Raw genomic sequence first — 10,313 nt, 5'->3', positions numbered from 1 at the left:
CGGGACGGTGCGCCGCTGGAAATCGGCCGGACCCGCTACCGGCTCACGAAAGCCCAGCGCCGGTGGCTGCGCCTGCGCGATGGGAAGTGCCCGTTCCCGGGCTGCAGCAACGCCTCGCTGGACAACGACGCGGACCATCTCCTGGCCTGGGCCGATGGAGGGACCACCGGGATCAGCAACCTCGGCCAGCCCTGCCCCAGACACCACAGACTCAAACACGGCTCCGCGTGGACACCTTCCGGGGCCAGCAAAGACAAACCACCCGGCTGGACCTCGCCCTCGGGACGGTACTACCCCAGCGAAGAGCAGGACTGGGAACCACCCCACTGGCCCGACGGCCTCCTGACCACAGACTCGAACACCGATAAATTTACGGACACGTTCACGGAGATGGATACAGGCACGGACGTGGATACGGACGCGGGCACGGACTTGGATACGGACGCGGGCCCGGCCCAGGGCGCGCCCGCGGATCCCGGTTATTGCCCGGAGCCGCCGCCCGCCGGGCCCTTCGGCCCGGACCCCGGCCCGGATCCCGACCAGGAACTGCCCGAAGACCCCTTCCCGGACTGGCGCCTCTTCACCGCCGCACATCCATGGCCGGAACCAGACCCGGACGACCCGGAAGACCCGGACCATCCAACTGATGTTCCCTACCTCACCATGCGGGCGCCGACAATCTTTGCAGCTCCGGGGTCGGTCTGCTCCGCACCATCGAATTCGAACCCGTTGCGAAGATAGAACGCCACCGCCCGGGGATTGTCCTTCGCGACCCACAGCATCGCGGGTCCGTGACCCGCTGTGGCATCAAGCAACGACTTTCCCACCCCGGCGCCATGGCGCTCTGCCGCTACATAAATACTGAACAACTGACGATCGCGCGGGAGATCCTGGCCTTCCCGGCCGACGCCGGGGCCGAAGAACGCGAAGCCGATGATCTGCCCTCGGCTCTCCGCGATTCTTATGCACCATTCCTCGCGCGGATTCCCGAGAATGTGATTCCACATCTGGTGACGGCTCTGGACGTGCTCGTCGCTGAAGAAGTCCTGAGGGAGCAGCTGAGAATACGCTTCCCGCCAAGTGGCCACGTGCAGTTCAGCGATCTGCGGTGCGTCGGGGAGTGCGGGCCCGCGCAGCGTAAACGACATCACCACATCCTGCCAGAATCCTCGGGCTGGCGAACATTCTGCGCGCCCGTGTATGTGCGCCACGGCCAACGTCATCCGGATCATTTCGGAACCCGGCGGCAGCTATAGGGTGGAGCACATGAAGCCCACTCCAGTCACTCTTTGCTTCCTGCTCCGCGACGCGGAAAACGGCACCGAAGTGCTGCTGGGGCTGAAGCGGACAGGGTTCGGCACGGGCAAGATCGTGGGCCTCGGCGGCCACGTCGAAGTGGGGGAGAGCGACGCCGAAGCCGTCGTCCGTGAAGTCTGGGAAGAAGCCGGAGTCATCGTCCGGCAGGAGGACCTGGCCCATGCCGGCGTCGTCGAGTTCCTCTTCCCCAGCCGCCCCGAGTGGAACATGTACTGCAGGCTCTTCACCACCCGCCGCTGGGAGGGCGAGCCGGCGGAGAGCTCGGAGATAACGCCCGAATGGTTCCATACCGGGGCGCTGCCGCTGCACCTGATGTGGCAGGACGCGGAGCACTGGCTGCCGTCCGCCCTGGCCGGCGAGGTGCTCGACGTCGTGGTTGTCCTGAACGAGGACAACGAGACTGTGGCATCTGTCGAAAGACTTTCCGGGGAAATGTAACCAGGAAGGGCCAGCCGGAAACAACACAGTTAGCCTGCAGTTCAGGACACTACTTTCCAGGGGGAGATCGTGCTTTCCGAGCGCGAACTGGCGTTTATCGCCATTCACAAAGACAGTTATCCGCGGGTCTACCGCTTTGTCCGACGGCGGGTGGAATCGGCCGATATCGCGGAGGAGCTTGCCGCGGACGTCTTCCGGGTGGTGTGGCAGAAGAGGGGTGACGAGCCGCGGTCGGACCTGGCGTGGCTGCTGACGGTGGCGCGCAACCTTGTTGGCAACGCGTACCGGAGCCGGGACCGCCAGCAGGCGCTGCAGGAAAAGCTCAGGGCCGCCGCCGTTGTCAGGGGCGGCGACGACTCCGGGAATGTCGCCGTCCAGGATGCCATGGCGCAATTGCGCGACAAAGACCGCGACATCCTCCAGCTCGCGTACTGGGACGAATTGAGCACCGCCGAAATCGCCGGCGTCCTGCAATGCAGCGAATCCGCTGCCAAGGTCCGCCTGCACCGGGCACGGGCTGCTTTCCGAAAGCACATGCCGTCCGGCGCCGAATCGATCACGGCTGAAGCGACCACACAGAAGATGGGTGCCTGAAATGGATCCGATCAAAGACAGAATTTCCGCTACGGACCCCGCGCACCTCGGTCCGTCCGTGCCCGATGGCGAAGCGGCCCTGCGCCGGATGTTCTCCGAGCCTGTGGCCTTCACCGACACCGGCCTGGCCGACGTGGCGTCCCTGGACGAAGTCCGGCGCCGCCGCCGTGCCCGGCTCGCCGGGGCCCTGACGATCGCTGTGGCGGCCGTGGCTGCAGGCGTCCTGGTGGCCACGAACCTTGGTGCGCTCACGACGGCGCCGGAACCGGCGGGCAGCGTGGCGGCAACGGAAACCACGGCCGCCGCCAGTCCCTCTGCGACGCCGACCCCGACTCCGAGCGCCACGCCGAGTGCTACGCCCGCGCCTCCGGTGGCCTGGACCACGTTCACCGACTCCACCGGCCAAGCCACCTTCGAACACCCGGCGGACTGGACAGTCACCGAGACGCCGGCCGCGGCCGGGCTGGAGAAGTGGACCAGCGACATCACCGTCACGGACGCGACCGGAAAACAGCTCGCCAGGCTGCGAGCCATCCCGCAGGCATCCGGAACGTCAGTGCCGGCAGTGCCGTACCAGACCCTCGACGCCGTGACCCTGGACATCCCCCAGGCCACCGCGGGCGCACCGTCGGGGCCGACCCGGTTCACGTTCCGCGTACTCGAAGGAGCGGCCGTGTTCGGTTCCTTGACGATCGATTCGAGCGGCATGCCGGCGTCGGGAACCGCCAGCCAACTGCTGTCCTCGATCCGCACCCCGGACGGCGTGCCGGCCATGACCTTCGGAACCGGCCAGTTCCTGACTGCCGACGGCAGCGACACCCAGCTGAAATTTACGTCTTTAGCCGAGGCGAAGGCCTACATGGCCTCGCCGGAATACCGGGACATCAAGCGCATGCTGATTTCGCTGGAACTCAAATCCGTCCGGAAGCCGACAGCGTGGACCAGGTACACCAGCGCCAACGGGCTGGGCAGTTTCGATTACCCGGACAACTGGACCGTGACCAGCCGCGAAGGCGGCCGCTACTCCGACGTGACCAACGAATCGGGGCGTGTGCTGCTGACCCTGGGCTTCAACCAGACACGCAACCGCCCGAACATCATTTCCCCGTGCACCCCGTTTACGGTGCTGGACAGCACTGCCATGACTTTCCCCTCCAACCGGCAGGGCGAGCGGGCCATCGCTCCCCGGTTCATCTTCCGGGTGTGGGACGTCAGCCAGCTGGGCCAGCCATCGGTTCCGTTTGCCGGGAACCTGGGCATTGCGGATGAAAGCTGGGGGGTGAACGGCACCACCTGCGATCCGCAGAACGTCGTGAGCGGCCTGCCGTCCGGCGAGTACTTCTTCGCCCAGAACTACAACACAGGCGACGCGTCGGACCTGCAGTTCCAGTCCCTCGAGGAGGCACGCAAGTACATGGAAACGGCCGAGTTCGCGACGCTCAAACGCATCGTGATGTCGCTGAAGATCACCGCGGGCTAGCCAACGGTTCCCCAGCAAACCGCGCCCTAGCAGACAGTTCCCGACGGCAGAAAAGCGGGCCGGCCACCTCCCAGAGGTGACCGGCCCGCCGTCGTACGTGCTGGAAACTAGCCCATGTGCCGTTCTTCGACGCCGTTGTATTCGCTCAGCGGGCGGATCAGCGAGTTCGAGGCCAGCTGCTCCATGATGTGCGCTGTCCAGCCCGTAATGCGGCTGGCAACGAACAGCGGAGTGAAGGTCGGGGTATCGAAGCCCATCAGGTGGTACGTGGGGCCGGCCGGGTAGTCGAGGTTCGGCTTGATCGCCTTCGCCTCGTCCATCGCCGACTCCAGACCGTTGTACAGCCCCAGCAGCTCCGGCCGGCCGTAGTGGGCGATCATCTTGTCCAGGGCGGCCTTCATGGTGGGCACCCGGGAATCGCCGTGCTTGTAGACACGGTGGCCGAAGCCCATGACCTTCTTCTTCTGCGCCAGGGCATCCTCCATCCACGCCTTCGCGCGGGTGGCGGCCTCATCCAGCGACTCCTCCGGACGGATGCCGATCTCGTCGAAGGTGTGCATCACTGCCTCGTTCGCCCCGCCGTGCAGCGGGCCCTTGAGCGCGCCGATCGCCCCGGTCACGGCCGAATGCAGGTCCGAGAGCGTCGAGGTGATCACGCGGGCCGTGAACGTGGAGGCGTTGAAGGAGTGCTCGGCGTACAGGATCATCGAGACGTTGAACGCCTCAACGACCTCCTGGACCGGCTCCTCGCCGAAGGCCATCCAGAGGAAGTTGGCCGAGTAGCCCAGGTCATCGCGCGGCTCCACCACGTCCTGGCCGTGACGGCGGCGCTGGTCGTAGGACACCACCGCCGGCATCGCAGCGAACAGGTCCGCGGCCTTGGCCATGTTGGCCTCGCGCGAGGAGTCCTCGGCGAGCGGGTGCCGGGCGCCCATCACGGAAGCCGCCGTGCGGCAGACGTCCATCGGATGCGACGTGGTCGGCAGCGCGTCGATGACCTGCTTGACGACGGGATCCAGCGCACGTCCGGCGCGTTCCCGCGCCGTGAACTCGGCCAGCTGCTCCGCGGTCGGCAGTTCGCCGTTCCAGAGCAGGTAGGCGACTTCCTCGAAGCTGCACTTGGCGGCCAGCTCCTGCACGGGGTAGCCGCGGTAGAGCAGCGAGTTGGTGTCCGGGTTCACCTTGGACACCGCGGTGTAATCCACCACGACGCCGGCGAGGCCCTTTTTAATCTCTTGTTCAGCCATGCTGAAACTCCTTCGTTCCTGTCGCCTGTTGAAACCGGCCGGAGCCGGAAGTCCGATGCGGGGCTTACTGACCTGGGATTTGGAAATTGAAAACCCCGGTATCGAAGCTGTTGTAGGCCTCGTAGTCCACGAGGTCATACAAACGCGCCCGGGTCAGCATGTTCCCGACCTGGGCCTCCTGGGTACCGTCAGCCTTAATCGATTCCAGCGTACGCTCCGCAGCGCCCATGGCACTACGGAGCAGCGTCACGGGGTAGATGATCATGTTGACCCCGACGCCGGCGAGCTGCTCCACCGTAAACAGCGCGCTCTGGCCGAACTCGGTCATATTGGCCAGGATCGGCACGTCGACGGCGTCGCGGATCGCCTGGAACTCGCTCAGGTCCTTCATGGCCTCCGGGAAGATGGCGTCAGCCCCGGCCTCCACCAGTGCCTTCGCGCGGTCCTGCGTGGCCTTGAGGCCATCCGTGGCACGGATGTCGGTCCGTGCCATGATCAGGAAATTCGGGTCACGCCGGGCATCGGCTGCCGCCCGGATCCGCTTGGTTGCGGTGTCCAGGTCCACGACGTTCTTGCCGTCGAGGTGCCCGCAGCGCTTCGGGTTGAACTGGTCCTCGATGTGCAGGCCGGCGAGGCCGGCGTTCTCGATTTCCTGGACCGAGCGGGCCACGTTCATCGGCTCGCCGAAGCCGGTGTCGGCGTCGACAATGCAGGGCAGGTCTGTCATCCGGGCGATCTGCCCGGCCCGGGTGGCCACCTCGGTGAGCGTGGTCAGGCCGATGTCCGGCAGGCCCAGGTCGTTGGCGAGCACTGCGCCGGAGATGTAGACCCCGGCGAAGCCCTTTTCCTCGATCAGCCGCGCCGAAAGCGGGTTGAACGCACCCGGGAACTGCTGGATGGTCCCGGAGGCCAGGAGCTCGCGGAAGCGGAGGCGCTTCTGCTCCGGCGTCACCTTCGAGTACAGCATTAGAAGAGTCCCTTCGGTGCGGCGGCCAGATCGATCACACCGTCGGCGGCCTGGATGTTGAGCTGGTCCAGTTCGCCGGCGGCGAGTTCGGGCAGGCGGGCGGCGGCGGCGAGGAAGCGTTCGATTTCCTCGTCGGCGACGAGGCCGGCGGCGAGGGTGCGGAACTTGTTCACGTACTGTTCGCGGGCGAACGGCCGGGCGCCCAGCGGGTGCGCGTCGGCAACCGCGATCGACTCGGTGATGACCGTGCCGTCCGTGAGCGTGATGACCACGGTACCGCCGAAGGCCTTCTCGGCGATGTCGAGGGAGTGGTACCGGCGGGTCCACTCGGGATCCTCAACGGTGGTGACCTTGTGCCAGAGTTCCACGGTGTCCGGGCGTGCCGCGCGGTCCGGGGCGTAGGAATCGACGTGGTGCCAGGAGCCGTCCTGCAGGGCGACCGTGAAGATGTACGGGATGGAGTGGTCCAGCGTTTCGCGGCTGGCCGTGGGGCTGTACTTCTGCGGATCGTTGGCGCCTGAGCCGATCACGAAGTGCGTGTGGTGGCTGGTCTTGATCAGCACCGACGCCACGTTGGCCGGGTCGGTGACCTCCGGGTGCTCGCCGTGGAGCTTGCGGGCCAGGTCGATCCACGCCTGGGCCTGGTACTCGGCCGAGTGCTCCTTGGTGTACGTGTCCATGATGGCGCGCTTGGGCTCGCCCGGGGTCGGCAGCGGCACGGTGTAGGAGGCGTCGGGGCCGTCCAGCATCCAGGCGATGACGCCGTCCTCGCCTTCGTAGATCGGCACCGGCGAGGTCTGGCCGCGCATGGCACGGTCCGCTGACTCGACGGCCATCTTGCCGGCGAAGGCCGGGGCGTGGGCCTTCCAGGTGGAGATCTCGCCCTTGCGGGACTGCCGCGTGGCGGTGGTGGTGTGCAGCGCCTGGCCGATGGACTGGAAGATCGTCTCGACGTCGAGTCCCAGCAAGGTGCCGATGCCGGCGGCGGCGGAGGGGCCGAGGTGGGCGACATGGTCGATCTTGTGCTTGTGCAGGCAGATGGCCTTGACCAGGTTGACCTGGATCTCATAGCCGGTGGCGATGCCGCGGATCAGGTCCTGGCCGCTGGAGCCCACGTGCTGGGCCACGGCGAGGATCGGCGGGATGTTGTCACCCGGGTGGGAGTATTCCGCCGCTAGGAAGGTGTCGTGGTAGTCGAGTTCACGGACCGCGACGCCGTTGGCCCAGGCTGCCCATTCGGGGGCCACCCGCTCCTCGATGCCGAAGACCTTCGAGCCCTTGCCGCCCGTGGTGGGGCCGTGGGTCAGCGCCTGGGCGCGGGCCGCGACGATCGGAGCGCGGTTCAGCGAGGCAATCGCCACCGAGGCGTTGTCGATCACCCGGTTGATAACCATGTCGGTGACCTCCGCGGAAACGGCGACGGGATCGGCGGCCACTGTCGCGATCTTGAACGCGAGCTGGTCCTCGCGGGGCAGGTTTTCCTCGCTCTTGTAAACGCGGACGTGGTGTTCCTTGACCATGGTGTTCCTCTGTTAGTGGGGTTTGTGCGTGGCTTTGACATGGGAAAGACTGCGGTGCAGGTGAAGCGTGGTGGCCGCCTCGGCCAGCCGGGGGTTGCCGGCCGCGATCGCTTCGGCGATGGCGGCGTGCTCCGCGGCGGCCGCCGTGAGCCGTTCGGCGTCGTCGGCCGCCAGCCGGCGGACCCTGACCAGGTGGACGCGCAGGCTGCGCATCGCCTGGGCGAGGTAGGAGTTGTGGATGGCGGCGTCGATGGCCCCGTCCAGCCGTCCGACCAGTCCGTAATAGTCGTGCCGGGCGGGATCCTCGCCGCTGATCAGCTCCGGGGCACGGCACAGTTCACTGCGGAGCTGTTCGAAGACGGCGGCGTCGCCGCGTTCGGCGGCCAGCGCCGCGGCCTTGCCCTCGAGGGTTTCGCGGAGTTCGAAGAGTTCATCGATGTCTTCCAGCGAGATGTCGGTGACGACGACGCCGCGGCCGCCCGCCGTCGTCGTCAAGCCCTCCGCGGTGAGCCGGCTGAGGGCCTCCCGCAGCGGGGTGCGCGAGATGCCGAGCCGCTCGGACTGCTCCACTTCCGCGAGCACCGTCCCGGGCAGCAGACGCCATTCGATGATGTCCTCACGCAGGGCCGCGTAGGCCCTATCGCTGGCGCGCATCCTGCCTCCTTCATTGGCTGACGCTGTCCAGTGTATACACGCCCCTCACATTTGCCCAGCATTTGCCGGATATTTCCGGAATATCCGCTCAGTTGGTGGCTTCTTTGTATACACAGGTCTTGTGTCATGCCCCCGGCCGGGGCTACCATGAGCTCCATCACATCGTCGTGGACGGGACTCATTTTCATGGTTACGAAGAATTACCAGGACAGCTACGAACGCAGCCTGGCGAAACCCGAAGAATTCTGGCTGGAAGCCGCCGGGAAGGTCTCCTGGTCTGCACCGCCGCAGCGTGCCCTCGATTCCAGCAGGGCGCCGTTGTACGACTGGTTCCCTGACGGCGTCCTCAACACGTCCTACAACGCGCTGGACCGCCATGTGGCGGAGGGCCGGGGCGGGCAGGACGCCCTGATCTACGATTCCGCCATGCTCGGCACGCAGCAGCGCTACAGCTATGCGGAGCTGACGGACCTCGTCGCCCGGTTCGCCGGTGTCCTGCGCAGCCAGGGCGTGGGCAAGGGCGACCGCGTCGTGATCTACATGCCGATGATCCCCGAGGCGGCCATCGCCATGCTTGCCACGGCCCGGCTCGGCGCCGTGCACTCCGTGGTCTTCGGCGGCTTCGCCCCCAAGGAACTCGCCGCCCGCATCCGCGACGCCAAGCCCGCCGCGGTGGTCACGGCTTCCGGCGGGATCGAACCCTCGCGCCGGATCGAATACCTCCCCGCCGTCGCGGAAGCCCTCGGCCTGGCCGGAGCGCCGGACACCCCGGTCCTGGTCAAGACCAGGGAAGGCTTCGCCAACTCGATCGCCGGGCACCCCGGCTGGCTGGACTGGGACACCGAGATGGCCACCGCCGCGCCCGCCGCGCCGGTTGACGTCAAGGCCACCGATCCGCTCTACATCCTGTACACCTCGGGAACCACCGGCGCCCCCAAGGGCGTCGTGCGGGACAACGGCGGCCACGCCGTGGCGCTCGGCTGGACCCTGGAGAACATCTACGACGTCGGCCCCGGCGACGTGATGTGGACCGCCTCCGACGTCGGCTGGGTCGTGGGGCACTCCTACATCGTGTACGGGCCGCTGCTGGCCGGGGCCACGACCGTCATCTACGAGGGCAAGCCCGTGGGCACACCCGACGCCGGCGCGTTCTGGCGGGTGATCCAGGACCACAAGGTCAACGTGCTCTTCACCGCGCCGACCGCCCTGCGGGCCATCCGGAAGGCGGACCCCGAGGCGAAGCTGCTCGGGAAGTACGACATCTCCAGCCTGCGCACCCTGTTTGCCGCCGGCGAGCGGCTGGACACCGACACCTTCCACTGGGCCTCGCGGACCCTGGGCGTCCCCGTGGTGGACCACTGGTGGCAGACCGAGACCGGCTGGGCCATCTGCGCCAACCCCCGCGGGCTGGACGGGCTGCCGATCAAGGCAGGCTCGCCCAGTGTGCCGATGCCCGGCTTCAAGCTGAACATCGTCGACGGATCGGGCGAGGACGTCGAGGCGGGGACCGAGGGCAACATCGTCCTGGCGCTGCCGCTGCCGCCGGGCACGCTGACGACGCTCTGGGGCGACGACGAGCGCTACATCTCCTCCTACCTGCAGGCGTTCGAGGGCTACTACGCCACCGGCGATTCCGGCTACCGGGATGAGGACGGCTATCTCTTCGTGATGGGCCGCACCGACGACATCATCAACGTCGCCGGCCACCGGCTTTCCACCGGGGCCATGGAACAGGTGATCGGCCAGCACCCCGCCGTGGCCGAGTGCGCCGTGATCGGACTCGCGGACCCGTTGAAGGGCCAGCGTCCCAGCGGCTACGTGGTGCTGAAGTCAGGCGTCGACGTGCCCGAGGAGATCCTGGTCAAGGACCTGATCGCGCTGGTCCGGCGGGACATCGGGGCCGTGGCTGACTTCAAGCACGTCACCGTGGTGGAGGCCCTGCCCAAGACGCGCTCCGGAAAGATCCTGCGCAAGACCATGCGCCAGATCGCCGACGGCGACGACTACGTGGTGCCCTCGACCATTGAGGACGCCGGTGTGATCGACCAGCTCATCGGAACCCTGCGTCCCGCCGCCGCCGGGGAGTAGCAGCCCCC

10 protein-coding genes are annotated in these 10,313 nt (G+C 67.1%); 5 read left to right on the top strand and 5 right to left on the bottom strand.

Annotated elements, in window-relative coordinates; all coding sequences use genetic code 11:
* Nucleotides 1-741: HNH endonuclease signature motif containing protein (locus BJQ90_RS22370; RefSeq protein WP_226762370.1), on the top strand; the 741-nt coding region annotated here is incomplete at its 5' end.
* On the opposite strand, the gene BJQ90_RS22365 is transcribed toward BJQ90_RS22370, so the two are convergent.
* Entirely contained in the window at nucleotides 654-1,007 is a 354-nt protein-coding gene (locus tag BJQ90_RS22365) for a GNAT family N-acetyltransferase (RefSeq protein ID WP_264197561.1), read from the bottom strand. The genes BJQ90_RS22370 and BJQ90_RS22365 overlap by 88 nt on opposite strands.
* 259 nt (nucleotides 1,008-1,266) lie before the next feature.
* Between BJQ90_RS22365 and BJQ90_RS22360 the strand changes: the two genes are divergently transcribed.
* From BJQ90_RS22360 to BJQ90_RS22350, 3 genes are all read left to right on the top strand, one after another.
* Nucleotides 1,267-1,755, top strand: coding sequence for an 8-oxo-dGTP diphosphatase (locus BJQ90_RS22360; RefSeq protein ID WP_226762368.1), 489 nt, complete (start codon nucleotides 1,267-1,269; stop codon nucleotides 1,753-1,755).
* A 69-nt stretch (nucleotides 1,756-1,824) separates the two neighbouring features.
* On the top strand, nucleotides 1,825-2,349 hold the full coding sequence (locus BJQ90_RS22355; RefSeq protein WP_226762367.1) for an RNA polymerase sigma factor: 525 nt from the start codon (nucleotides 1,825-1,827) through the stop codon (nucleotides 2,347-2,349).
* A gap of 1 nt (nucleotide 2,350) precedes the next feature.
* Nucleotides 2,351-3,829, top strand: coding sequence for a hypothetical protein (locus BJQ90_RS22350; protein WP_226762366.1), 1,479 nt, complete (start codon nucleotides 2,351-2,353; stop codon nucleotides 3,827-3,829).
* 107 nt (nucleotides 3,830-3,936) lie between these two features.
* On the opposite strand, the gene BJQ90_RS22345 is transcribed toward BJQ90_RS22350, so the two are convergent.
* The 4 genes from BJQ90_RS22345 to BJQ90_RS22330 all read right to left on the bottom strand — a co-directional run bounded on the left by BJQ90_RS22345 (nucleotide 3,937) and on the right by BJQ90_RS22330 (nucleotide 8,217).
* Nucleotides 3,937-5,076, bottom strand: coding sequence for a bifunctional 2-methylcitrate synthase/citrate synthase (locus BJQ90_RS22345; protein WP_226762365.1), 1,140 nt, complete (start codon nucleotides 5,074-5,076; stop codon nucleotides 3,937-3,939).
* 64 nt (nucleotides 5,077-5,140) lie between these two features.
* Complete coding sequence (prpB, locus tag BJQ90_RS22340; protein ID WP_226762364.1) at nucleotides 5,141-6,043, bottom strand: methylisocitrate lyase; 903 nt, start codon at nucleotides 6,041-6,043, stop codon at nucleotides 5,141-5,143.
* A complete protein-coding gene (locus tag BJQ90_RS22335; protein WP_226762363.1) occupies nucleotides 6,043-7,563 on the bottom strand; it encodes an MmgE/PrpD family protein in 1,521 nt (506 codons plus the stop codon). The genes prpB and BJQ90_RS22335 overlap by 1 nt, the downstream gene beginning before the upstream one ends.
* Nucleotides 7,564-7,575: 12 nt before the next feature.
* Nucleotides 7,576-8,217: a GntR family transcriptional regulator gene (locus tag BJQ90_RS22330; RefSeq protein WP_226762362.1), complete on the bottom strand. Its 642-nt coding sequence runs from the start codon at nucleotides 8,215-8,217 to the stop codon at nucleotides 7,576-7,578.
* Nucleotides 8,218-8,403: 186 nt separating this feature from the next.
* On the opposite strand from BJQ90_RS22330, the gene BJQ90_RS22325 reads away from it, so the two are divergent.
* Complete coding sequence (locus BJQ90_RS22325; protein WP_226762374.1) at nucleotides 8,404-10,305, top strand: propionyl-CoA synthetase; 1,902 nt, start codon at nucleotides 8,404-8,406, stop codon at nucleotides 10,303-10,305.
* The last annotated feature ends 8 nt before the right edge of the window (nucleotides 10,306-10,313 follow it).

The organism is Arthrobacter sp. SO3 (assembly GCF_020532825.1).
Lineage (GTDB): Bacteria > Actinomycetota > Actinomycetes > Actinomycetales > Micrococcaceae > Arthrobacter.
This window is presented reverse-complemented; position numbering and strand designations above follow the sequence as displayed.

Bases quoted from the DNA above. Each gene is read 5' to 3' on its own strand.
- BJQ90_RS22325 (WP_226762374.1), top strand. From the start codon at position 8,404: ATGGTTACGAAGAATTACCAGGACAGCTACGAACGCAGCCTGGCGAAA.
- prpB (WP_226762364.1), bottom strand. From the start codon at position 6,043: ATGCTGTACTCGAAGGTGACGCCGGAGCAGAAGCGCCTCCGCTTCCGC.
- BJQ90_RS22360 (WP_226762368.1), top strand. From the start codon at position 1,267: ATGAAGCCCACTCCAGTCACTCTTTGCTTCCTGCTCCGCGACGCGGAA.
- BJQ90_RS22335 (WP_226762363.1), bottom strand. From the start codon at position 7,563: ATGGTCAAGGAACACCACGTCCGCGTTTACAAGAGCGAGGAAAACCTG.
- BJQ90_RS22330 (WP_226762362.1), bottom strand. From the start codon at position 8,217: ATGCGCGCCAGCGATAGGGCCTACGCGGCCCTGCGTGAGGACATCATC.
- BJQ90_RS22350 (WP_226762366.1), top strand. From the start codon at position 2,351: ATGGATCCGATCAAAGACAGAATTTCCGCTACGGACCCCGCGCACCTC.
- BJQ90_RS22365 (WP_264197561.1), bottom strand. From the start codon at position 1,007: ATGTGGAATCACATTCTCGGGAATCCGCGCGAGGAATGGTGCATAAGA.
- BJQ90_RS22345 (WP_226762365.1), bottom strand. From the start codon at position 5,076: ATGGCTGAACAAGAGATTAAAAAGGGCCTCGCCGGCGTCGTGGTGGAT.